This window comes from Candidatus Nanopelagicales bacterium (genome assembly GCA_041393815.1).
Classification (GTDB): domain Bacteria; phylum Actinomycetota; class Actinomycetes; order S36-B12; family JAWKJK01; genus JAWKJK01.
On the sequence record JAWKJK010000005.1, the window covers coordinates 256,842 to 280,437 of the forward strand.

Below are 23,596 nucleotides of genomic sequence, written 5' to 3' on the forward strand. Positions count from 1 at the left end.
AGGCATGACCGCCTCACGACTCGTCGTCATCGGCGCCGACGCCGCCGGCATGTCGGCCGCCTCCCAGGCCCGCCGGCGCCGACGCGACCCCGACGACCTGGACATCGTCGCCATCGAGCGCCAGCCGTGGACGTCGTACTCGGCCTGCGGCATCCCGTACTGGGTGGCCGGCCAGGTGGCCGGACCGGACGCTCTCATCGCGCGCACGCCGGAGCAGCACCGCGCCAACGGGATCGACCTGCGGACCGGGCAGGAGGCGGTGGCGATCGATGTCGACCGCGGCCGGGTGCGGGTGCGCGACCGCGTGGAGGGCTCCGAGTACGACCTCGACTACGACGACCTGGTGATCGCGACCGGGGCGGTCCCGGTGCGCCCGCCGGTGCCGGGGATCGACGCGCCGGGGGTGTACGGCGTGCAGACCATCGACGACGGGCTCGCGCTGCTGGACGCGCTGGCGGAGTCGCCGCAGCGGGCGGTCGTCGTCGGCGCGGGGTACATCGGGATCGAGATGGCCGAGGCCATGTGCGACCGCGGGCTCACGGTGACCGTCGTCGACATGGCGGACGAGCCGATGAGCACGCTGGACCCGGACATGGGCCGGCTGGTGCGCAAGGCGATCGAGGGGATGGGCGTCACCGTCGCGTCCGGGCACCCGGTGCGCGAGATCGCGGTCGGGCCGGACGGGCGGGCGCGGGCCGTGGTCACCGACTCGGGGACGTACGAGGCGGACCTGGTCGTGCTGGGGCTGGGTGTGAAGCCGAACACCGCGCTGGCGGAGGCGGCCGGGCTGCCGCTGGGGCCGCACGGCGGGCTGGTCACCGACGTGCGGCAGCGGGTCGTCGGCCACCCGACGGTGTGGTCCGGCGGGGACTGCGTCGAGTGCCGCGACCGGGTGACGGGGGAGCTGGTGCACGTGCCCCTCGGCACGCACGCGAACAAGCAGGGCCGGGTGATCGGGGTGAACCTCGGCGGCGGGTACCTCACCTTCCCCGGCGTGGTGCGCACCGCCGTCAGCAAGGTGTGCGACCTGGAGATCGCGCGGACCGGGCTGCGGGAGGTGGACGCGACGCGGGCGGGGTACGAGTTCGTCACCGCGTCGCTGGCGTCGACGACTCGCGCCGGCTACTTCCCCGGCGCGCAGCCGATGACGACCAAGGTGATCGCGGAGAGGCGCACCGGGCTGCTGCTCGGGGCGCAGATCGTCGGGCGGTCCGGTTCGGCGAAGCGGATCGACACCGCGGCGGTGGCGCTGTGGAACGGGATGACCGTGGAGGAGGTGGCGGGGCTGGACCTGGCGTACGCGCCACCGTTCTCCCCGGTCTGGGACCCGGTGCTGATCGCCGCGCGCAAGGCGGCCGACCTGGTGGCCGCGGGCGCCGGCGCCGGGGGCGACGCGGGCGGCTGACGGGCCTTCGTCCAGGGGAGCGCCGGTGTCGGGCTGGGGGCCGGCGTACGGAGCGGACGTGTCGGGCTGGGGGCCGGCGTACGGAGCGGACGTGTCGGGCTGGGGGCCGGCATCCGGAGCGGACGTGTCGGGCTGGGGGCCGTGGTCCGGCGGGGAACGAGCGGGCTGAGGTCCCGTCGCTGGTGGCCGGACGTCCCCTCCCGCCCTGCCGGGTTCTGTGGAAGGGTTGTCCGCCAGTGACCGGGGTCCGCGCCCCGGTCGGACCCCTGTCACCGCAGGCACCCAGGAGCTGAGAACCGCATGCCCATCGCCACCCCCGAGGTCTACGCCCAGATGCTCGACCGGGCCAAGGCCGGTCACTTCGCCTACCCGGCCATCAACGTGACCTCCTCCCAGACCGCCATCGCCGCGCTGCGCGGCTTCGCCGAGGCCGAGAGCGACGGGATCATCCAGTTCTCGTGGGGCGGCGCGGAGTTCGCGTCCGGCCAGATGGTGAAGAACATGGTCTACGGCGCCGAGGCGCTGGCCGACTTCGTGCACTCGATCGCCAAGCACTACCCGATCAACGTGGCGCTGCACACCGACCACTGCCCGAAGGACAAGCTGGACGGCTACATGCGCCCGCTCATCGACATCTCCCTGGAGCGCGTGGCGCGCGGCGAGCAGCCGCTGTTCCAGTCCCACATGTGGGACGGCTCGGCCGTGCCGCTGGAGGAGAACCTCGACATCGCCGAGGAGCTCCTCGACAAGTGCCACCGGGCCAACATCATCATGGAGCTCGAGATCGGCGTCGTCGGCGGCGAGGAGGACGGCGTCGAGGCCAAGCACGACGCGAAGCTGTACTCCACCCCCGAGGACGGCCTGGCCACCGCGGAGAAGCTCGGCCTCGGCGAGCGCGGGCGCTACATGGTGGCGGCGACGTTCGGCAACGTGCACGGCGTCTACAAGCCCGGCAACGTGGTGCTGACGCCGTCGATCCTGAAGGAGATCCAGGACGCGGTCGGCGCGAAGTACGGCGTGGAGAAGCCGTTCGACCTGGTGTTCCACGGCGGGTCCGGCTCGCTGCTGTCGGAGATCCGGGAGGCGCTGGACTACGGCGTGGTGAAGATGAACGTCGACACCGACACGCAGTACGCGTTCACCCGGCCGATCGCCGGCTGGATGATGACGAACTACGACGGCGTGCTCAAGATCGACGGCGAGGTCGGCAACAAGAAGAAGTACGACCCGCGCGCGTACGGCAAGGAGGCCGAGGCCTCGATGGCCGCCCGCGTGGTCGAGGCCTGCCAGGACCTCCGCTCCGCCGGCACCGCGATGGGCTCCTGAGCCCTGTGCCCCGCTGGTCCGCTTGACCTGCTGGTCCGGCTGGTCTGGCCGGCCCACCCGCGTTTGTGAGCCGAGCGGTTGCTACCCGCCCCGGTCGGGGCCGGGTAACAACCGCTCGGCTCACTTCTGTGGGGCCCGGGGCCTGTGGACGACGGCTGGTCGGGATCCGTACGACCCGGCAGGGTGCGGCACATGCCGCGCATCCGTGCCCCGCTGGACACCTCCGCCGGGCTGGCCGCGGCGTTCGGCGACCGGCCGTTCGCCGTCGCGGAGGCGTTCGCGGCCGGGTGGACCCGGGGCCAGCTGCGCGCAGCGGTCGCCCGCGGCGGGGTCCGGCGGCTGGGGCGAGGCCTGCTAGTCGTCGAGCCTGCCGGGGTGGCGGAGGCAGTGGGGCTGGCTGGGTCGGCTGAGTGGGCGGGCCGGTCCGGGCCGGGTCCGGGACCCGTGACCCTGGGCCGGGTGCGGGCCCCGTCGCGGCCACGGACGGGCGTACGGCCCCCAGCCACGCGTCCGCGGTCCTGGTGCACGGCGTGACGCAGCCGGCGCTGCACCCGGCCGACCTGCCCACCGTCGTGGATCTGACCGGCACCGGCGGCGCCGTGTCCGGGAGCCGGCCGGAGGAGGGGTGGCGCCGGTGGCGCCGGGACCTCCCGCCGCACCACCTGACCGAGGTCGACGGCCTGGCGGTGACAACCCTGGCCCGCACCGCGATCGACGTCGCGTGCACCCGACCGCTGCCCGAGGCGCTCATGGTGGTCGACGCGGTGCTCCGCCGCCTCGTGCTGGCGGACGCGGGATGGGGCGGCCATGCAGGCGCTGATCCATCGTCCGATCCGTGGTCCGGCTCGTGGCCCGACCCGTGGGTCGACCCGTCCTGGGAGCGGGCGGTGGTCCGGACGGCCTCGGCGGTGGAGCCGCAACGGGACCTGCTGCGCCGTACCGCCCGTGAGGCGGGGCCGATCTGGGGGATTGCGGCGGCGCGACGAGCTGTGGAGTTCGCCGATCCGGCGGCCGAGAACGGGTTCGAGTCCTGCTCGCGCGGGGTACTGCTGCTGGCCGGGTTGCCCAGGCCTGAGGTGGGCTACCCGGTGACCGGTGACGACGGCCGGCGGTACTGGTCCGACCTCGGCTGGCCGCATGTCCGGCTGCTCGGGGAAGCCGACGGCAGCCTGAAGTACACCGACGCCCGGGCCCTCTACGCGGAGAAGCGGCGGCAGGAGTCGCTGGAGCGGGCCGGCTGGGTCTTCGTGCGCTGGGGCTGGGAGGACGTCGCATACGACCGGGCCGGCCTGTGCCGGCGGGTGCTGCTGGCCCACGCGCGCGCCGCGGACCGCGCCGCAAGCGGCTCCGCGGTTTCGCGGGCCGCCGTCCCGCACTCCGCCCGGGCTTCGTGATCACAGAAGTGAGCCGAACGGTTGTTACCCGGCCCCCGATGGCCCGGGTAACAACCAGTCGGCTCACTTCTGCGGGGATGGAGGCCGAGACCGGGAGTGCCGGACCGGGGGGCGCCCGCGGGGCCGGGGGTGGAGGATGGCGGGCGTGACGGTGCACGAGAACCTGCTCGGCGGCCCGCCGCCCACGCTGCTGCCCGCGGACCCCGAGGCCGAGGCCGAGATCTACGCCGGCGACGACCCGGCCGCGGTGGCCGCCCGCCACCCGGCGTCCAGCCTGGCCTGGGCCACGCTGGCCGACCGGGCCTGGGACGCCGGCGAGGTCATCGCGTCGTACGCGTACGCCCGGGTCGGCTACCACCGCGGCCTGGACGCGCTGCGCCGCAACGGCTGGAAGGGCGCCGGCCCGGTGCCGTGGGAGCACGAGCCGAACCGCGGGTTCCTGCGCTCCCTGGCCGCCCTCGGCCGGGCCGCCGCCGCCATCGGCGAGGACGGCGAACCGGAGCGGGTCGAGGCGTTCCTGCGCGACTGCGACCCGGTCGCCGCGGCCCAGCTGCGCTGGTCCTGACGGATCCGAGCCGCCCGTGACCGACGACCCCGCCCCGCCCCCCGGACCAGCCGGGCCGGCCGGTTCGTCCGGACCAGCCAGCCCGCCGTCCGATACCGCGCCGGTCGTGGTCGTGGGCGGGGGCATCGCGGGGGCCGCCTGCGCCACCGAGCTCGCGCGCGCCGGGGTCCCCGTGCGCCTGTCCGACCGGGGCCGCCGCTGGGGCGGCCGGCTGGCGGTGCGCACGCTGCGCGACACCGGCACGCCGTACGACGGGCACGCGGTCGACCTCGGCGCCTCGTACCTCACCGCGCACGACCCCGACTTCCGCGCGCTGGTCGACGGCTGGGTGGACCGAGGGCTGGCCCGGGCGTGGACGGAGACGTTCGCGGTCGCCGGGCCGGAGGGGCTGCGCGGCACGACGACGGGGCCGTTGCGCTACTCCGCCCCGCACGGCCTGCGCTCCCTGGTCGAGGCCATGGTCGGCGACCTGCCCGAGGACGGCGTCACCCTCTGCCCGCACCACGAGGTCGGCGCGGTCCGGCTCGGTGACGACGGCCTGCCGAGGGTGGACGACGAGCCGGCGGCAGCGGTCGCGCTGTGCATGCCCGACCCACAGGTGCGGCGGCTGATCGAGCCGGGGAACCCGGCCTTCCGCCCGACCCGCCGCGCCACCGAGGGCGTGCTGTGGGAGCCGGTCATCGCGCTGGTCGCGGTGTACGCGGAGCGCTGCTGGCCGGAGCTGGACGGCGTCTTCGTCAACGACGACCCGGTCGTCACGTGGATCGCCGACGACGGCCGTCGCCGGGGGGACGACGCGGCGGTGCTGGTGGCGCACGCGGACCCGGTCGCGAGCGCCCGGTACCTGCGCGAGCCCGAGACGATCGCGCCGGCGATGCTCGCGTCGATCCGTCGGGTGCTCGGCGCCACCGCCGACCCGGAGTGGATCGAGGTCAAGCGCTGGACGTACGCCCGCCCGGTGACCGCGTGGCCCGAGCCCTACCACCTCGACCCCGACACTCGGGTGGCGCTGGCCGGGGACGGGTGGCACGCCGGCCCCCGGGTCGAGTGCGCCTGGCTGTCCGGCCGCGACCTCGGCCGGGCGCTGGTCGACCTGGTGCGCGCGGGCTGACCGCGCGCGCCGCTCTCGTACGGGAAGGCTGCGCAGCGCGCCGCTCCGGTAGCCTTCCTGCCCGTCCCGGTCCGCCAGGGGGAGGAGCCCACCCATGCCGGCGATCGTGCTCGTCGGTGCCCAGTGGGGCGACGAGGGCAAGGGCAAGGCGACCGACCTGCTCGGCGGCCGCGTCGACTACGTGGTGCGCTACCAGGGCGGCAACAACGCCGGCCACACCGTCGTCATCGGCGACCAGAAGTTCGCCCTGCACCTGCTCCCCAGCGGCATCCTCACCCCCAGCGTCGTCCCCGTCATCGGCAACGGCGTCGTGGTCGACCCGGCCGTGCTGATGGAGGAGATCGCCGGGCTGGAGGCGCGCGGCGTCGACACGTCCGCGCTGGCGCTCAGCGCCAACGCGCACCTCATCACGCCGTACCACGTGACCCTCGACAAGGTCACCGAGCGCTTCCTGGGCCGCAACAAGATCGGGACGACTGGCCGCGGCATCGGGCCGACGTACGGCGACAAGGTCGCGCGCCTCGGCATCCGGGTCCAGGACCTGTTCGACCCCGGGATCCTCCGGCAGAAGGTCGAAGGCGCCCTGCACAACAAGAACCAGATCCTGGTCAAGGTGTTCAACATCCGGGCGATGGATGTCGACCGCGTCGTGGACGAGCTGCTGGCGTACGCGGACCCGTTGCGGCCGTACGTCCAGGACACCTCGCTGCTGCTCAACCGGGCGCTGGACGAGGGCCGGGTCGTGCTGCTCGAGGGCGGCCAGGGCACGCTCCTCGACGTCGACCACGGGACCTACCCGTTCGTCACGTCCTCGAACCCGACGGCCGGAGGTGCCTGCGCCGGAGCGGGTATCGGCCCGACGAAGGTCACGCGGGTCATCGGGATCCTCAAGGCCTACACGACCCGCGTGGGCTCGGGGCCGTTCCCCACCGAGCTGTTCGACGACGACGGCGAGCGGCTGCGGGAGATCGGCGGGGAGCGCGGCGTCACCACCGGTCGCCCGCGCCGGTGCGGCTGGTTCGACGCGGTCATCGCGCGTTACGCGACTCGTGTCAACGGGTTGACCGACTTCTTCCTCACCAAGCTGGACGTGCTCACCGGGTTCGAGCAGATCCCGGTGTGCGTCGCGTACGACGTCGAAGGAACGATCGTCGACGAGATGCCGGTGACGCAGACCGAGTTCCACCACGCGAAGCCGGTGTACGAGTACCTGCCCGGCTGGTCGGAGGACATCTCGACGGCGAAGACGTTCCAGGACCTGCCGCCGAACGCGCAGGCGTACGTGCGGTTCCTGCAGGACGCCTCGGGTGCGCCGATCAGTGCCATCGGAGTGGGCCAGGACCGCAACGCGACCATCGCGCTGCGTGACCTGATCTCCTGACCTGCGAGTCAGCGGTGTCGACGCCGGGTGGGTGGGTACTGCGGCGGCCCCTGCCCGAGGACCACGCGCGCGTGGCCGCGGTCGTCGACGAGTGGTGGGACGGCCGCCCGATGGCGGCGATGCTGCCGAGGCTGTTCTTCGAGCACTTCGCCGGGACGAGCCTGATCGCGGAGTCGCGGTCTGGTGACCTGCTCGGGTTCCTCGTGGGCTTCACGTCCACCGACGCCCCGGACGAGGGCTACGTGCACTTCGTCGGCGTCGCGCCGTCGGAGCGCGGCAGCGGGCTGGGGCGGCTGCTGCACGACCGGTTCGCGACCGAGATGGCGCTGGGCGGGCGACGCACCGTGCGCTGCGTGACGTCGGTGGTCAACGAGGAGTCGGTGTCGTTCCACGCGGAGATCGGCTTCGGGGTCGACGGGGAGCGGGACGGCCTGGTGCTGATGTCGCGGTCGTCGTCGGCGCTGTGGGAGTCGGTGGCCGTCGCTGATCCGCGCGAGGTGGCGTGGCCGGTCCCGGTGTGGCCGCCTCCGGACGGCTCCGTGCTGCGCGGGCGCTACGTGGAGCTGACGGCGTCCGACCCCGACCGCGACGGCGACGAGCTGTTCGCGGCGCTCGACCACGACGCGGTGTGGGCGCACGTGGCCGGGCGTCCGGCCGACCCGGCCGGGATGCGCGCGCTGATCGAGGGCAAGCGGGCCGACCCGGCCTGGTTCCCCTGGACCGTGCGGCTGCGCGTACCCCTCGGTGACCGGGCAGCCGGCGAGGTCATCGGCACGACCTCGTACCTCGAGGCGGCGCCGGGCGACGCACGGGTGGAGATCGGGTCGACGACCTACGCGCCGGACGTGTGGGGCACGGTCGTCAACCCCGAGTGCAAGCTGCTGCTGATGGCGTGGGCGTTCGAGGTCGGCGGGATGGGTCGGGTGCAACTGAAGACCGACATCCGCAACCACCGGTCGCAGGCGGCGATCCGCCGGCTGGGGGCGCGGTACGAGGGCGTGCTGCGGTGGTACCAGCGCCGCTCGGACGGGACGCTGCGGGACACGGTGCTGTTCTCCGTCGTGGCTGCGGAGTGGCCGGTGGTGCGGGCAGGGCTGGTCGCCCGGGTGGCGGCTTCCCCGGGCGCCGAGGCCTGCGAGCGCCGACCCGCCGACTGACACTGTGTCCGGCGACGGCCGTACGCCCTGACAGGCTGGCGGGGTCGGGGGTGCCGCGCGCTGCCTACGCTGGGCGGCGTCGGCGCGTGGCCCGCGTACGCGGACTGCATGCGCGCGTCGACGACCCGTGTCCGGACCTGCCAGGGAGCCTTCCCATGACCGTCACCCCCGACCCCGCCCAGGGCGCCCGCGTCCTCGAGCTCGACCGCGCGCACGTGTTCCACTCGTGGTCGGCGCAGGGCGCGCTCAACCCGCTGTGCATTGCCGGGGCCGAGGGCAGCACCGTCTGGGACTACGAGGGCAACCGATACCTGGACTTCTCGTCCCAGCTGGTGAACGTCAACATCGGGCACCAGCACCCCAAGGTCGTCGCCGCGATCCAGGAGCAGGCGGCCAAGCTGGCCACCATCGCCCCGCAGCACGCCAACGACGTGCGCGGCGAGGCGGCGCAGCGCATCGCCGACCTGTCCCCGGCGGGCATGAACAAGGTCTTCTTCACCAACGGCGGCGCCGACGCCAACGAGAACGCGGTCCGGATGGCGCGGCTGCACACCGGCCGCCGCAAGGTGATGTCGTTCTACCGCTCGTACCACGGCAACACCGGCGCGGCGATCGTCGCGACCGGTGACCCGCGGCGCTGGCCGAACGAGTTCGCCGAGGACCACGTGCACTTCTTCGGCCCCTACCTGTACCGCACGTCGTTCTGGGCGACGACCGAGGCCGAGGAGTCGGCGCGGGCGCTGCAGCACCTGGAGCAGGTCATCCAGTTCGAGGGCCCGTCGACGATCGCGGCGATCCTGATCGAGACCGTCGTCGGGACCGCGGGCGTGCTGGTGCCGCCGCCGGGATACCTGGCCGGCGTGCGCGAGCTGGCGACGAAGTACGGGATCATGCTGATCCTGGACGAGGTGATGGCCGGGTTCGGCCGCACCGGCGAGTGGTTCGCGTTCGACCACTGGAACGTGGTGCCGGACCTGATCACGTGGGCGAAGGGCTCCAACTCCGGATACGTCCCCGTCGGCGGCGTGGTGATCTCCGACGAGATCGCGGCGACGTTCGACGAGCGGGTGTTCCCGGGCGGCCTCACGTACTCCGGGCACCCGCTGGCGGCGGCGTCGATCGTGGCGTCCATCGACGCGATGCGCGAGGAGCGGATCGTGGAGCACGCCGCGGCGATCGGCGAGGACGTGCTCGGGCCGGGGCTGCGCGACCTGCAGGAGCGGCACCCGGTGATCGGCGAGGTCCGCGGCCTGGGCGTCTTCTGGGCGCTGGACCTGGTGAAGAACCGGGAGACCCGCGAGCCGTTGGCGCCGTACGCCGGCACCTCGCCTGCGATGGTGCAGCTGCAGGCGGAGTCGAAGAAGCGCGGGCTGCTGCCGTTCGCCAACTTCAACCGGATGCACGTGGTGCCGCCGTGCGTGGTCACCGCGGAGGAGGCCAAGGAGGGTCTCGCCATCCTCGACGAGGTCTTCACCCTGGTCGACGCCCACTACGAAGGCTGAGGTCGGGCCGTCCCGCTTGTCACTCTTGGGCACACGATCCGGGTGATGTGACGGCTGGGGCGCGGGTGGCGTCAGCCGGCGGGCGACGCGGGGGCCGCGGATGGCGCGAGGGGCCGCGGATGGCGCGAGGGGCCGCGGGTGACGCGGCCCTCGGGGTGAGCGGCCCCAGGGTGAGCGGTCCACTCAGCGGGGCCCCTGCGGCTGGCCGCCCCACCGGACTCACCCGTCCCACCGTCCGGATCGTGTTCCCGGGCCTGGGCCCGACACGCCGCACCCCAACGGCACACGATCCGCATAGCGGATCGTGTGCCGTTGGGGTGGGGTGTGGTCGCGAACCTACCCCCGGTGCCCGGGGCGTGGCGGGCGGGGGGCGTGGGGGTCCGGGCGAGCGTCGGTAGGGTCGGCGCCGTGAAGGTGCTGGTCATCGGGTCGGGGGCGCGGGAGCACGCGCTGGTGCGGTCGCTGCTCGCCGACGACGACGTGTCCGAGGTCGTCTGCGCGCCCGGCAACGCCGGCATCGCCCGCGACGCCGAGACCGTGCCGGTCGACGCGGCCGACCCCGAGGCGGTCGCTCACCTGGCGACCACCGTCGAGGCCGACCTGGTCGTGATCGGCCCCGAGGTACCCCTCGTTGCTGGCGCCGGGGACGCGGTGCGCGCCCGCGGCATCCCCTGCTTCGGCCCGAGCCGAGCCGCCGCCCAGATCGAGGGCAGCAAGGCCTTCGCCAAGCAGGTCATGGCCGAGGCCGGCGTACCCACCGCGATGTCCCACCTGTGCACCACGCACGACGAGGTCGCCGCGGCGCTGGACCAGTTCGGGCCCCCGTACGTGGTCAAGGACGACGGCCTCGCCGCCGGCAAGGGGGTCGTGGTCACCGACGACCGCGACGCGGCCCTCGCGCACGCCGATGCCTGCCTCGCCCGCGGCGACGGCGCCCAGGTGGTGGTCGAGGAGTACCTGGACGGCCCGGAGGTGTCGCTGTTCGCCGTCACCGACGGGACCACCGTCGTGCCGCTGCAGCCGGCGCAGGACTTCAAGCGCGTCGGCGACGGCGACACTGGCCCCAACACCGGCGGCATGGGCGCCTACTCGCCGCTGCCCTGGGCGCCCGACGGGCTCGTCGACGAGGTCGTCGATCGCGTGCTGCAGCCGACCGTCGACCTGATGCGGCACCGCGGCACGCCGTTCGATGGGCTGTTGTACGCCGGCCTCGCGCTGACGTCCCGCGGCCTGCGGGTGGTCGAGTTCAACGCCCGCTTCGGCGACCCGGAGACGCAGGTGGTGCTGGCCCGGCTCTCCACGCCGCTTGGGCAGTTGCTGCACGCCGCCGCCACGGGAGCGCTGGCCGAGGTGGGTCCGCTGCACTGGCACGACGGGGCCGCGGTCACCGTGGTCATCGCGTCGGAGGGCTACCCGGCGGCGCCCCGTACCGGCGACCCGATCGAGGGGCTGGACGAGGCCGAGGCGATGGACCACGTGTCGGTGCTGCACGCGGGGACCGCTGCGGGCCCGGACGGTGCGGTGCTGTCCGCCGGCGGCCGCGTGCTGTCGGTCACTGCGGTCGGCGACGATCTGGCCCAGGCCCGGGAGCGTGCGTACGAGGCGGTCCGGCTGATCCACCTGCCCGGCTCGCACCACCGCACCGACATTGCCGCCGCGGCCGCCGCCGGGACGGCGGGCACCCCGTGAGCCGCGCTTCGGTCCCCGATGTCCTGGCGGCGAGGTACGCCTCCCCGGCGATGACGGCGATCTGGTCCCCGGAGCACAAGGTGGTGCTGGAGCGCCGGCTGTGGTTGGCCGTGCTGCGCGCCCAGCGCGACCTCCGCGTCGACGTTCCGGACGAGGCGATCGCGGCGTACGAGGAGCACGTCGACGATGTCGACCTCGACTCCATCGCCGCCCGCGAGCGGGTGACGCGGCACGACGTCAAGGCACGGATCGAGGAGTTCAACGCCCTCGCCGGCCACGAGCACGTGCACAAGGGCATGACCTCGCGCGACCTGACGGAGAACGTCGAGCAGCTCCAGGTCCGCTCCGCCCTGGAGCTCGTACGCGACAAGACGGTCGCCACGCTGGCCCGGCTGGCGCAACTCGCGACGACGTACGCCGACCAGCCGCTGACCGGCCGGTCGCACAACGTGGCCGCTCAGACGACCACGCTGGGCAAGCGGTTCGCGTCCGCGGCCGACGAGCTGCTCGTCGCCTACGAGCGCCTCGACGACCTGATCGCCCGCTACCCGTTGCGCGGCATCAAGGGACCGGTCGGCACCGCGCAGGACATGCTCGACCTGCTGGACGGTGACACCGAGCGACTCGCGACGCTGGAGTCCCGGGTCGCGGAGCACCTCGGCTTCGAGCGCGTCCTCACCAGCGTCGGCCAGGTCTACCCGCGCTCGCTCGACCACGACGTGCTGTCCGCACTCGTCCAGGTCGCGGCCGGACCGTCCAGCCTGGCCACCACGATCCGGCTCATGGCCGGCAACGAGCTGGTGACCGAGGGGTTCAAGCCCGGCCAGGTCGGCTCGTCCGCCATGCCGCACAAGATGAACACCCGGTCCTGCGAGCGGGTCAACGGGTTCGCGGTCATCCTGCGCGGCTACGCGTCGATGACCGCGGAACTCGCTGGGGCGCAGTGGAACGAGGGCGACGTCTTCTGCTCCGTCGTGCGCCGCGTCGCGCTCCCGGACGCCTTCTTCGCGATCGACGGGCTGTTCGAGACCTTCCTGACGGTGCTGGACGAGTTCGGTGCGTTCCCCGCGGTCATCGAGCGGGAGCTCGAGCGTTACCTGCCGTTCCTCGCAACGACCAAGGTGCTGATGGCCGCGGTGCGTCGGGGGGTCGGGCGGGAGACCGCGCACGAGGCCATCAAGGAGCACGCGGTCGCCGTCGCGCTGCAGATGCGCGAGGAGGGACTCGCGGACAACGACCTGTTCGACCGGCTGGTGTCCGACCCGCGTCTCGGCCTGGACCGCGCGACGCTCGATTCCCTTGTGGCAGAGCCGATCGAGTTCACCGGAGCCGCACGGGACCAGGTGGCCGCGATCGCCCGCCGCGTCTCCGACATCGCCGCGCAGCACCCGCGCGCCGCCGCCTACACCCCCGGGGACATCCTGTGAGCAGCAGCGACCGCACCGCCGGCCCCGCTCCCTCGTACGACCTACCGAACGAGTACGAGCACGTCTACGCCGGCAAGGTGCGCGACCTCTACGGCACCCCCGAGGGCCGGCTGCTGTTCGTCGCGAGCGACCGGATCTCCGCGTACGACTGGGTGCTGCCGACGGTCATCCCCGACAAGGGTCGCATCCTGACGGCGCTGTCGCTGTGGTGGTTCGAGCGGCTGGAGGACCTCGTACCGAACCACGTGCTGTCCACCCAGGTGCCCGACGCGGTTGCGGGGCGGGCGATGCTCTGCGAGCCGCTGGACATGTTCCCCGTGGAGTGCGTTGCCCGCGGCTACCTCGCGGGCTCGGGGCTCACCGACTACGTCGCCAGCGGATCCGTCTGCGGCGTGGGTCTTCCGCCGGGCCTCAAGGACGGCTCGCGGCTGCCCAAGCCCATCTTCACCCCGGCGACGAAGGCCGCCCTCGGTGACCACGACGAGAACGTGACGTACGACGACGTCGTCATCACCATCGGGCAGGAGGAGGCGCAGGAGCTGCGCCGCATCACCCTTGCGGTCTACCGGCGCGCGGAGGAGACCGCGCAGCAGCGTGGGCTGATCCTCGCCGACACCAAGCTGGAGTTCGGCGTCGGCCTGGCCGGACGGCACGCGGGGCGGATCGTGCTGGCCGACGAGGTGCTCACGCCCGACTCCTCGCGCTACTGGCCGCTCGACGCCTGGGAGCCGGGGCACGCGCAGCCGTCGTTCGACAAGCAGTACGTCCGCGACTGGCTGACGTCGGCCGAGTCCGGGTGGTCCCGCGACTCCGGTGAGCCGCCGCCCGCGCTGCCGGAGGACGTGGTCGAGCGGACCCGTGCGAAGTACGTGGAGGCGTACGAACGGCTGACCGGGGAGGCGTTCGCCTGATGACCACTTGGCTGCTCACCGGCGGCGCCGGCTACATCGGGGCGCACGTGCTGCGCGCGCTGCGAGACTCCGGGCGCGACGTCGTGGTGCTGGACGACCTGTCGAGCGGCGTCGCGGCGAAGGTGCCGGAGGGCGCGCCCCTGATCCAGGCGTCGGTGCTGGACCGGGCGGCCGTGGCTGGTGCGCTGTCCGACTACGACGTGACCGGAGTGGTCCACCTCGCGGCGCGCAAGGCGGTGGGGGAGTCGGTCGAGCGGCCGCTGTACTACTACCGGGAGAACGTCGACGGGGTCCTTTCGCTGCTGGAGGCGATGGCCGAGACGGGGGCGCGGTCGCTGGTGTTCTCGTCGTCCGCCGCGGTGTACGGGCAGCCCGACGTGGACCTGGTCCGCGAGGACTCCCCGACCGTGCCGGAGTCGCCGTACGGGGAGACCAAGTTGATCGGGGAGTGGGCGGTGCGCGACGCCGCCCGGGTGCTCGGGCTGTCGTGGACGTCGCTGCGGTACTTCAACGTCGCCGGCGCCGGGGCGGACGACCTGGGCGACACCGCGGTGTTCAACCTGATCCCGATGGTGTTCCGCGCGCTGTCTGAGGGGCGGCGTCCGCAGGTGTTCGGCGACGACTACCCGACGCCGGACGGGTCCTGCATCCGCGACTACATCCACGTGGTGGACCTGGCGTCGGCGCACGTGGCCGCGGCCGCGCAGTGCGAGGCCGGCGGGGCGGCCGAGGTCTACAACGTGGGCCGCGGCGAGGGGTCCTCGGTGTTCGAGGTGATGGACATGGTGTCCCGGGTCATCGGGCACGACGTGGCCGCCGAGGTCGCGCCCCGGCGGCCCGGTGACCCGGCCCGGCTGGTGGCCTCGGCGGACCGGATCCGCGAGCGGCTCGGGTGGAGCGCCACCCGGGGGCTGGAGGACATGGTGGCCTCGGCCTGGTCCGCCCGGCAGGCCGGCCACGGGGAGTAGCCACGGGTGGCCGGACCGGCCCCGCCAGCCCGATCTCGCATGAGTGTGACGTTGTGCTGAGACACGCCGGCGTGTCTCGGCGCAACGTCACCACGGCGGTGGCACGAGTGACGGGTGGTGCGAGGCGGGGGTGCCGTACGCCGCGAGCGAGTCCGGGCGGGAGTGACAGCGGCCGGGCCGGGTGCAGCACGGGCCGGGCGGGTGCGGCGGGGGCAGGTCCGGCGCCCCCGACTACGCTGGCGGCCATAGGAACCAGGCCTGGACCCACCACACCCGCAGGAGCGTCCCCGTGGCCCGCGTCGTCGTCGACGTCATGCTCAAGCCGGAGATCCTCGACCCGCAGGGCCGCGCCGTGCAGGGTGCGCTGACCCGCCTCGGACTGGAGGGGGTGACCCACGTCCGCCAGGGCAAGCGCTTCGAGATCGACCTCGACGGCGACCTCGACCTGGAGCGGATCAACGAGGTCCACCGCCTGGCTGAGCAACTGCTGTCCAACCCGGTGATCGAGGACTACGAGCTGCACGTGGTCGACGAGGGCGGGGTCCAGCAGTGACCGACGGCGCCCCGACCGCGGCCGGCGCCCGCATCGGCGTCGTCACGTTCCCCGGCTCGCTGGACGACCGCGATGCAGCCCGCGCGGTTCGGCTCGCCGGCGGGACCCCCGTACCCCTGTGGCACGGCGACGACGACCTGTCCGGTGTCGACGCCGTCGTACTGCCCGGCGGGTTCTCGTACGGCGACTACCTGCGCTGCGGTGCCATCGCCCGCTTCGCCCCGATCATGGGCCCGCTGGTGGCCCGCGCCGAGCAGGGGCTGCCGTTGCTGGGCATCTGCAACGGGTTCCAGATCCTGTGCGAGACCCATCTCATCCCGGGTGCGCTGACCCGCAACGACTCCCTGCACTTCGTCTGCCGGGATCAGAGGCTGCGGATCGAGTCCACGGACAGCGCCTGGACCAACGGGTACGAGCCCGGCGAGGAGATCGTGATCCCGCTGAAGAACGGCGAGGGCGGCTACGTCGCTGACGAGCGAACCCTCGACGAGCTCGAGGGCGAGGGTCGCGTCATCGCCCGCTACCTCGAGGTCAACCCCAATGGCAGCTACCGCGACATCGCCGGGATCCGCAACCCGCGTGGCAACGTGGTCGGACTGATGCCCCACCCCGAGCACGCGGTCGAGCCGCTCACGGGGCCGACGACCGACGGGCTGCGCTTCTTCACCTCCGTCCTCTCCGCGCTGGTGGCGTCATGACGCGCCCCGTCGACTCGGTCGACCACGCCGAGGAGCAGCCCGACACCGATCAGCCGTACGCGGAGCTCGGGCTCAAACCCGATGAGTACCAGCGGATCCGCGACATCCTGGGCCGTCGCCCCACCAGCAGCGAGCTGGCGATGTACTCGGTCATGTGGAGCGAGCACTGCTCGTATAAGTCCAGCAAGGTGCACCTGCGGCAGTTCGGCGACAAGAAGCCGGAGACGGACGCGCTACTCGTCGGCATCGGCGAGAACGCCGGCGTCGTGGACATCGGCGACGGATGGGCTGTGACGTTCAAGGTCGAGAGTCACAACCACCCGTCGTACGTGGAGCCCTACCAGGGCGCGGCCACCGGCATCGGCGGGATCGTGCGCGACATCCTGTCGATGGGTGCCCGACCGATCGCGGTGATGGACCCGCTGCGGTTCGGTGCGCCGGACAACCCCGACACGAAGCGCGTGCTTCCGGGCGTTGTCGCCGGGATCGGCGGCTACGGGAACTGCCTGGGGCTGCCCAACATTGGCGGCGAGGTGGTCTTCGACCCGTCGTACGCGGGCAACCCGCTGGTCAACGCGCTGTGCGTCGGCGCGATGCGCCACGAGGACATCCATCTGGCCTCGGCGCGCGGCGTCGGCAACCTGGTCGTGCTGTACGGCGCCCGCACCGGCGGCGACGGGATCGGCGGCGTCAGCGTGCTGGCGTCGGAGACCTTCGACGAGGGCGGTCCCGCCAAGCGGCCCAGCGTCCAGGTGGGCGACCCGTTCATGGAGAAGCTGCTCATCGAGTGCACGCTCGAGGTGCTGCACGCCGGGCTGGTCGAGGGCATCCAGGACCTCGGTGGCGCTGGAATCTCCTGCGCCACCAGCGAACTCGCCTCCAATGGCGAGGGCGGCATGCACGTCTGGCTGGACCGGGTCCCGCTGCGCGACTCCACGCTCACTCCCGAGGAGATCCTCATGAGTGAGTCGCAGGAGCGCATGTGCGCGATCGTGACGCCGGAGCACATCGACGACTTCATGGCGATCTGCCGGCGCTGGGACGTCGAGGCCGTCGTCATCGGCGAGGTCAACGACTCCGGCCGGCTCACCATCGACTGGCACGGCGAGCGGATCGTGGACGCCCCGCCGCGCACCGTCGCGCACGAGGGCCCGGTCTACCAGCGCCCGATGCAGCGCCCGGCCTACCTCGACGCGCTCCAGGCGGACGGCCCGGCTGGTCTGGCGCGCCCCAGCGCGCCGGACGAGCTGCGCGCCACCCTGCTCCGGATGGTTGCGTCGCCCAACCTCGCGTCGAAGGCCTGGGTCACCCAGCAGTACGACCGCTACGTGCTCGGCAACACCGTGCTGGCCCAGCCCGAGGACGCCGGCATGGTCCGCGTCGACGAGGAGTCTGGCCGCGGCGTCGCCATCAGCACGGACTGCAATGGCCGGATGGCCAAGCTGGACCCGTACGAGGGCGCGCGACTCGCGCTGGCGGAGGCCTACCGCAACGTCGCCGCCAGCGGCGCGGTTCCGCTGGCGGTCACCAACTGCCTGAACTTCGGGTCCCCGGAGGACCCGGAGGTGATGTGGCAGTTCGCGGAGGCCGTCCGCGGGCTGGCCGACGCGTGCCTCGAGCTGGGCGTACCCGTGACCGGCGGGAACGTGTCCTTCTACAACCAGACCGGCGACACGGCGATCCACCCGACCCCGGTCGTCGGGGTGCTGGGCGTCATCGACGACGTGGACCGGCGCACCCCGATGTCCTGGGGTCCGGACGGCGAGCTCATCTACCTGCTCGGCACCACCGGCGATGACCTCGCGGGCTGCGAGTGGGCGCACGAGGTGCACGGTCACCTCGGCGGCCGGCCCCCGACGGTGGACCTGGACCGGGAGCGCGTGCTGGCCGAGATCCTCGTCGCGGGCTCCCGCGACGGGATGCTGACGGCGGCGCACGACGTGGCCGACGGCGGTGTGGCGCAGGCGATCGTGGAGATGGCGCTGCGATCCGGCGTGGGTGCGCGGATGTGGGTGCCGGACGGGCTGGACCCGTTCGTGTTCCTGTTCTCCGAGTCCCCGACCCGTGCGGTGGTCGTGGTGCCGAGGTCGGAGGAACTCCGGTTCACCGAGATGTGCGCGGCCCGGCAGATGCCGGCGGCGCGGATCGGCGTCGTGGACTCCGGGCTCGGCGAGGACGCCGGCCACGCTCCGGGGACTCAGGTGCTCGCGCTCAACGACCTCTTCACGGTCACGCTCGACGAGCTGCGCGAGGCGCACAACCGCACCCTCCCCGCCCTCTTCGCCTGAGCCGCGGGCTGCGACGGCGACCGCCGGCCGTCGCCCCGGCCCCCTCCACCGACGCGGCACCGTCTTCGCGAGCGCTCAGTTGTTGTCGTTCCCGCGCGCGAGAAACGACAACAACTGAGCACTCGGCGATGTGGGTGGGTCCGAGGAGCGGCGTCCGTGCGCCTGGCCGGGAAGTAGCGTGCGTGCGTGCCGGAGGAGGGTGTGCGTCACTCCAGGAAGAAGGTGGGGACGACGGAGCCGGCGCCGGAGGTGACGTTGGTGATGCCGCTCTCGCTGAGCCGGACGAAGTAGCCCACGATCCGGCCGTCGGCCACGATCGGGTTGTGGTCGTCGTGGTACGTCCGCGGCGCGAACCCCGGGGCCAGCTCCGGGAACTCGTCGGTCGTGAGGTCGATCTTCGCCTGCACGATCCAGGTCCCGGAGCCCATCGCCGTCTCGACCGCGGCCCGCCACTGCTCCGGGGACTGCTCCCAACCCAGCGTCACCCCGGCGCCGCCGAAGCCGTCGGACGGCTTGAGCACCAACGAATCCCGGGCGCCCGCGACGTAGTCCAGCAGCCGCACTCGCGACCCCGCCGGGTCGGTCGTCGACACGTCCTCCATCAGCCGGCTCCACGGCAGGTGCGCCATCGCCAACGACCGCGCCTCCGCCGGCACGTCCAGGTCCACCGCCGGGTCGGTCACCAGCGCGAACAGCGACTTGTGCCCGAACAGCCCGGATCGGTACGAGGTGATCAGGCAGACGTCGCCCGCGCGGGCCGCGGCGTTGAGCGCGTCCAGCCGCGATCCGAGCGCCTGCAGCATGGTGGTGAAGAACACCCGCACCACCAGGTCCACCCGCGCGCCGTCGAGCGTGAGACCCGACGAGGGTGCGTACGACAGCGCACCCGGGTCGGCCACCCGCACCGACAGCCCCTCGGCCGCGGCGACGTCGAGCATGTACGCCAGCGACTGCGCGAGGAAGTCCCGCAGCTCGTCGGGCACCGCGAAGACGACGGCCGGCTCGCCGGTCCCGCCGAACCCGGCCCACGTGGACCGCACCCCGGCCACCACCTCGGCCCCCACCTGCGGGATGCGCACGGGGAACCGGGACGCGAGCCGCTCGTACGGCGACCACGTCCGCATCACCGACGCCGAGCCGTCCGTCGGCAGGACGCCGCCGGGCAGCCCGCCGTTGAACTCCATGACCCGCAGCCCGTCCGGCGACCGCACGCCGTCGAACCGGCCGACGCTGATCTCCTGCGGGTATCCCGACGGCATCCGGAACAGGTCGGCGTACGGCGAGTCCTCCAGCCACTCGCCCAGGTAGCGCCGGCTCAACCCGGCGTCCGACAGCACCAGCCCACCGGCCGCGACCAGGCAGGCCCCGGCGGCGGAGACCACGGCCTGGTCCTTCGCGCACTCCTCCGCCGAGAGGATCCGCGGGCGGGCGACGCGCACGGACAGCACGCCCTCGTGCACCAGCCGGGCGTCGGTGAGCTGCTGCACGGCCTCCGCGACCCAGGTCTCCTGGTCCGACACCTCCGCCAGTGCGTTGTCCCAGAGCGCGATGGCCTCGCGGTCGGGTCGGGTGGTCTCGCTCGGGCTCACGGCACTCCTCCGGGCTCGCTGCGGGGCTGGGCATCGTCGGATTCGGGCAGTTCCTCGACCGCGTCCTCGAGAACCTCGTCCTCGAGCACCTCGTCCGCAGGCACCGACGGCGCGCCCGGGGCGGCGACGGCCACCAGCACGGTGACCAGGGCCAGCACGACGGCCGCACCGATCAGCGCCAGCTGGAAGCCGGACATGAAGGAGTCGCGGGCGGCGGACACCAGGGCCTCGCCCGTGGACCCCCCGACCTCCTGCGACACCCGGATCGCACCGCCGAGGCTGTTGTCGGCCAGGTCCGCCTGCGACGACGACAGCCCGTCCAGCGACGGCGCCAGCGAGGTGGCGTACCGAGCGGCCATCACGGTGCCGAAGGCCGCGACGCCGAACGCCAGGCCGAACCGCATCGCGACGCTGTTGATCGCCGAGCCGATCGTGCGCCGGCTCTCCGGGTACGAGTCGACCGCCAGGTGCGTCATCAACGCGGGCGCGACGCCCATGCAGCCCACCAGGACCAGGCCGACCACGAGCACGACGTACATCGGGTCCAGCGAGCTGGTGCTCACCAGCAGCAGGCCGATAGTCGCGGCACCCAGGCCCAGTGCGGCCACGAGGCGGGAGCCGAGCCGGCGCGCGGTCAGACCCGCGGTCGCGGACACCACGATCCACGCGCCCAGGGCCGGCAGCAGGAAAGCCCCGGCGGCGAACGGGCTGAAGCCCAGCGCCAGCTGCACGTACTGCGTGTTGGCGAACATGATCCCGCCGAGCACGAACTGGACCAGCAGGATCGTCAGCGTCGGCACCCAGAACGCGCGGGTGCGCACCGACGCCCACACAAAGATCGGGTTGGGGCAGCGTCGCTCCCACCACACCAGCGCGACGACGGCCAGCACGCCGATCCCCGCCGACACCGCCGCGACGACGTCCTGGTCGTCGCTCCCCGCTGAGGCGGTGACCGCCCCGTACAGCAGGCCGACCGCCGCGACCGCCATCAGCGTCGCGCCCCAGACATCCATCGGCTCCCGGGTGGCGGACGGCAGCGGCGTGTCCTTCGGGATGTAGAAGTGGGCCAGCAGCACCGACGCCAGCAGCAGCGGCGTGACGGACAGGAAGGCCGAGCCCCACCAGAAGTACGTGAGCAGCAGTCCGGCGACCGCGGGCCCCAGCAGCGACCCCACGGCCTGCATCGCGCTGATGATCCCGACCGCCGTCCGCCGCGACGCCTCGGGCACCACGTGGAACGCCAATGCCAGCGCGGCGGGCATGGTCAGCGCCGAGCCGACGCCGGTCAGGCCGCGCAGGATGATCAGCTGGACGATCGACGTCGACAGGGCCGACAGGACCGCGGCGACCAGGAACACCACGATCCCGATCTGCAGGAGCCGCTTGCGGCCGAACCGGTCACCCCATGAACCGGCGAACAGGATCAACGCGGCGCTGGCCAGCGCGGTGATGTTGACGACCCACACCAACTGGGACGCAGTGGCCTGCAGGTCGGTGGACAGAGTGGGCAGCGCGACGCTGGCGACCGTCATGTTCATCGCGACGGCGAGGTACGTCAGGGCCAGCGGCCAGAACGCCAGCGGGAGCCCTCGCTTCCCGGCCGCCGACGGGGGCGCGGCGGAGGGCTGCGGCATGCCTCCGATGCTAGGCCGCGACCGACCTCGCCGAAGGGGTTCTGCCGGGCGGGACGGCCGGGTACGGTCGGGCGGCATGACGGACGTCGACACCTCCATCCACACCACGCCCGCCGACCTCGGTGACATCGCCGCGTTCGCCGACGGGACCGTGGTCACCGACTGGTTCCTCGCCGCGGTCCGCGAGAACCCCGACGCCCCCGCGCTGCGGGCGAAGTCCGGCGACGACTGGGTCGAGACGACCTGGGCGGAGTACGCCGACCAGGCGACCCGCGTCGCGGGAGCGCTGAAGGCCCTCGGCGTCGGCGTCGGCGATCGGGTGCTGCTCATGCTGCGCAACCGGCCGGAGTTCCACGTGTGCGACGTCGCGTCGATGCTGCTGCGGGCGACGCCTGTGAGCATCTACAACTCGTCGGCACCGGAGCAGATCGAGTACCTCGCCCGGCACTGCCAGGCCAAGGTGGCGATCGTCGACGGGCCGGACTTCCTGGCCCGGCTGCTGGAGGTGCGCGAGTCGCTACCGGACCTGTCCGCGGTGGTGACCATCGACCAGGGGGACACCGGCCGGCCCGACGGGGTGCTCGGCTGGAACGACCTGCTGGACGGCGACCCGGTCGACCTCGAGGCGAGCGTCGAGGCGCAGGAGCCGACCGACCTGATCACGATCATCTACACATCCGGCACGACGGGTAACCCCAAGGGCGTCATGCTCGACCACGCCAATGTCGCGTGGGAGGTGGCCGGCTACGCGGACCTGGTCGCCCAGGGGCGCGCGATGCTCCAGGGCTTCGAGGACCAGCCGCACGTGGACCTGCCGATGGTGGGCTCCTACCCCGTGGGCATGCGTTACGTGTCGTACCTGCCCATGGCGCACATCGCGGAGCGGATGGTGACCCACTACGGGACGCTGTTCCTGCGCGGCACCGTGACCACCTGCCCGGACCAGCTGCGGCTGGCGGAGTACCTCGTCGGCACCCGGCCGAACGTGCTGTTCGGGCCGCCCCGGGTGTGGGAGAAGCTGCGCAGCGGCATCCTCGCCGCGGTCAAGGCCGCGGGGCCGGAGAAGGAGGCCGGCTTCGGGATGGCGCTGCAGGTCGGCGAGAAGTACGACGAGCTGCAGCGCGCGGGGGCCGAGATCCCGGAGGAGCTGCAGCAGCAGCACGACTTCCTCGCGCCGATCGCGTACGACCCGCTGCTGCAGCGGGTTGGACTGGACCAGGCGATCATCTGCTTCTCCGGCGCGGCGCCGCTTCCCAAGGAGGTGGCGGTCTTCTTCCGCTCGCTCGGGGTCAACTTCTCCGAGGTGTACGGCATGAGCGAGAACACCGGCGGGATGACGTGGTCGCCGTTCTCCGCGGTGCCCGGCACGGTCGGGAAGCCGTGGCCTGGCACCGAGATCCGGCTCGGCGACGACGGCGAGGTGCTCGCCCGCGGCGGCATCGTGTCCCGCGGTTACCTCAACGACCCCGAGCGCACCGCGGAGACGTTCGACGACGAGGGCTGGCTGCACACCGGCGACATCGGCGTGTGGACCGACGACGGCGACCTGCGCATCGTCGACCGCAAGAAGGAGCTGATCATCACCGCCGGTGGCAAGAACATCTCGCCGGCGAACCTCGAGGCCCGGCTGAAGATGATCCCGCTGGTCGGGCAGGCCGCGGTCATCGGCGACGGGCGGAAGTTCCTGTCCGCGCTGCTGGTCCTCGACCCGGACGCGGCCCCTGTCTGGGCGGCGGGCCAGGAGGTCGCGTTCACGTCGCTTGCGGATCTCGCGGCCGACGAGCGGGTGCTCGCGGCGGTGCAGGCCGGCGTTGACGAGGTCAACCAGCATTTCGCCAGCGTCGAGCAGATCAAGAAGTTCGTGCTCGTGGGCGACGAGTGGGTGCCCGACTCCGAGCAGCTGACCGCGACGATGAAGCTGAAGCGGCGTGGCGTCAACAAGGTCTACGCCGAGCTGATCGAGTCGATGTACGCCGACGACTGACGTCGTCCGGGTGC

The 23,596-nt window shown here is 72.9% G+C and carries 19 protein-coding genes; 17 read left to right on the plus strand and 2 right to left on the minus strand.

Translation table 11 applies throughout. The features are described from left to right. Positions 1-4 precede the first annotated feature (4 nt). The 16 genes from R2737_15130 (at position 5) to purL (ending at position 18,375) form a co-directional block, all read left to right on the plus strand. The gene (locus tag R2737_15130; GenBank protein MEZ5117593.1) at positions 5-1,405 is read left to right on the plus strand and encodes an FAD-dependent oxidoreductase; all 1,401 of its coding nucleotides are present in this window, start codon (positions 5-7) and stop codon (positions 1,403-1,405) included. Positions 1,406-1,705: 300 nt separating this feature from the next. Continuing rightward, positions 1,706-2,731, plus strand: coding sequence for a class II fructose-bisphosphate aldolase (gene fbaA / locus R2737_15135; GenBank protein MEZ5117594.1), 1,026 nt, complete (start codon positions 1,706-1,708; stop codon positions 2,729-2,731). A 192-nt stretch (positions 2,732-2,923) separates the two neighbouring features. Further along, positions 2,924-3,265, plus strand: a complete 342-nt coding sequence (locus tag R2737_15140; protein ID MEZ5117595.1) for a hypothetical protein — start codon at positions 2,924-2,926, stop codon at positions 3,263-3,265. Beyond that, the gene (locus R2737_15145; GenBank protein MEZ5117596.1) at positions 3,262-4,125 is read left to right on the plus strand and encodes a hypothetical protein; all 864 of its coding nucleotides are present in this window, start codon (positions 3,262-3,264) and stop codon (positions 4,123-4,125) included. The genes R2737_15140 and R2737_15145 overlap by 4 nt, the downstream gene beginning before the upstream one ends. Before the next feature lie 145 nt (positions 4,126-4,270). Further along, complete coding sequence (locus tag R2737_15150) at positions 4,271-4,690, plus strand: DUF3151 domain-containing protein (protein ID MEZ5117597.1); 420 nt, start codon at positions 4,271-4,273, stop codon at positions 4,688-4,690. 106 nt (positions 4,691-4,796) lie between these two features. After that, a complete protein-coding gene (locus tag R2737_15155) occupies positions 4,797-5,801 on the plus strand; it encodes an FAD-dependent oxidoreductase (protein MEZ5117598.1) in 1,005 nt (334 codons plus the stop codon). Positions 5,802-5,895: 94 nt separating this feature from the next. After that, positions 5,896-7,182, plus strand: coding sequence for an adenylosuccinate synthase (locus tag R2737_15160; protein ID MEZ5117599.1), 1,287 nt, complete (start codon positions 5,896-5,898; stop codon positions 7,180-7,182). Between the two features lie 71 nt (positions 7,183-7,253). Next, complete coding sequence (locus tag R2737_15165) at positions 7,254-8,339, plus strand: GNAT family N-acetyltransferase (GenBank protein MEZ5117600.1); 1,086 nt, start codon at positions 7,254-7,256, stop codon at positions 8,337-8,339. Positions 8,340-8,494: 155 nt separating this feature from the next. Then, positions 8,495-9,841, plus strand: coding sequence for an aspartate aminotransferase family protein (locus R2737_15170; GenBank protein ID MEZ5117601.1), 1,347 nt, complete (start codon positions 8,495-8,497; stop codon positions 9,839-9,841). Between the two features lie 408 nt (positions 9,842-10,249). After that, positions 10,250-11,530: a phosphoribosylamine--glycine ligase gene (gene purD / locus R2737_15175; protein ID MEZ5117602.1), complete on the plus strand. Its 1,281-nt coding sequence runs from the start codon at positions 10,250-10,252 to the stop codon at positions 11,528-11,530. After that, positions 11,527-12,957, plus strand: a complete 1,431-nt coding sequence (purB, locus tag R2737_15180; protein MEZ5117603.1) for an adenylosuccinate lyase — start codon at positions 11,527-11,529, stop codon at positions 12,955-12,957. The genes purD and purB overlap by 4 nt, the downstream gene beginning before the upstream one ends. After that, positions 12,954-13,868: a phosphoribosylaminoimidazolesuccinocarboxamide synthase gene (locus R2737_15185; protein MEZ5117604.1), complete on the plus strand. Its 915-nt coding sequence runs from the start codon at positions 12,954-12,956 to the stop codon at positions 13,866-13,868. Before purB ends, R2737_15185 begins: the two co-directional genes overlap by 4 nt. After that, entirely contained in the window at positions 13,868-14,836 is a 969-nt protein-coding gene (galE, locus tag R2737_15190) for a UDP-glucose 4-epimerase GalE (protein ID MEZ5117605.1), read from the plus strand. The genes R2737_15185 and galE overlap by 1 nt, the downstream gene beginning before the upstream one ends. Before the next feature lie 289 nt (positions 14,837-15,125). Further along, entirely contained in the window at positions 15,126-15,389 is a 264-nt protein-coding gene (gene purS / locus R2737_15195) for a phosphoribosylformylglycinamidine synthase subunit PurS (GenBank protein MEZ5117606.1), read from the plus strand. Continuing rightward, the gene (purQ, locus tag R2737_15200) at positions 15,386-16,087 is read left to right on the plus strand and encodes a phosphoribosylformylglycinamidine synthase subunit PurQ (GenBank protein MEZ5117607.1); all 702 of its coding nucleotides are present in this window, start codon (positions 15,386-15,388) and stop codon (positions 16,085-16,087) included. Before purS ends, purQ begins: the two co-directional genes overlap by 4 nt. Beyond that, positions 16,084-18,375 carry a phosphoribosylformylglycinamidine synthase subunit PurL gene (gene purL, locus R2737_15205; protein ID MEZ5117608.1) on the plus strand — a complete coding sequence of 764 codons (2,292 nt, stop codon included), beginning with the start codon at positions 16,084-16,086 and terminating at the stop codon, positions 18,373-18,375. The genes purQ and purL overlap by 4 nt, the downstream gene beginning before the upstream one ends. Positions 18,376-18,581: 206 nt before the next feature. Here purL and R2737_15210 read toward each other — a convergent pair whose 3' ends face one another. Further along, on the minus strand, positions 18,582-19,964 hold the full coding sequence (locus R2737_15210; GenBank protein MEZ5117609.1) for a hypothetical protein: 1,383 nt from the start codon (positions 19,962-19,964) through the stop codon (positions 18,582-18,584). Continuing rightward, positions 19,961-21,598, minus strand: a complete 1,638-nt coding sequence (locus tag R2737_15215; protein ID MEZ5117610.1) for an MFS transporter — start codon at positions 21,596-21,598, stop codon at positions 19,961-19,963. The genes R2737_15210 and R2737_15215 overlap by 4 nt, the downstream gene beginning before the upstream one ends. A gap of 76 nt (positions 21,599-21,674) precedes the next feature. Here R2737_15215 and R2737_15220 point away from each other — a divergent pair, with 76 nt between their 5' ends. Next, positions 21,675-23,582, plus strand: a complete 1,908-nt coding sequence (locus tag R2737_15220; protein MEZ5117611.1) for a long-chain fatty acid--CoA ligase — start codon at positions 21,675-21,677, stop codon at positions 23,580-23,582. The last annotated feature ends 14 nt before the right edge of the window (positions 23,583-23,596 follow it).

Coding starts and splice junctions, on each gene's coding strand:
- R2737_15130 (MEZ5117593.1), top strand. CDS start 5: ATGACCGCCTCACGACTCGTCGTCATCGGCGCCGACGCCGCCGGCATG.
- R2737_15160 (MEZ5117599.1), top strand. CDS start 5,896: ATGCCGGCGATCGTGCTCGTCGGTGCCCAGTGGGGCGACGAGGGCAAG.
- fbaA (MEZ5117594.1), top strand. CDS start 1,706: ATGCCCATCGCCACCCCCGAGGTCTACGCCCAGATGCTCGACCGGGCC.
- R2737_15215 (MEZ5117610.1), bottom strand. CDS start 21,598: ATGCCGCAGCCCTCCGCCGCGCCCCCGTCGGCGGCCGGGAAGCGAGGG.
- purL (MEZ5117608.1), top strand. CDS start 16,084: ATGACGCGCCCCGTCGACTCGGTCGACCACGCCGAGGAGCAGCCCGAC.
- galE (MEZ5117605.1), top strand. CDS start 13,868: ATGACCACTTGGCTGCTCACCGGCGGCGCCGGCTACATCGGGGCGCAC.
- R2737_15140 (MEZ5117595.1), top strand. CDS start 2,924: ATGCCGCGCATCCGTGCCCCGCTGGACACCTCCGCCGGGCTGGCCGCG.
- R2737_15220 (MEZ5117611.1), top strand. CDS start 21,675: ATGACGGACGTCGACACCTCCATCCACACCACGCCCGCCGACCTCGGT.
- R2737_15170 (MEZ5117601.1), top strand. CDS start 8,495: ATGACCGTCACCCCCGACCCCGCCCAGGGCGCCCGCGTCCTCGAGCTC.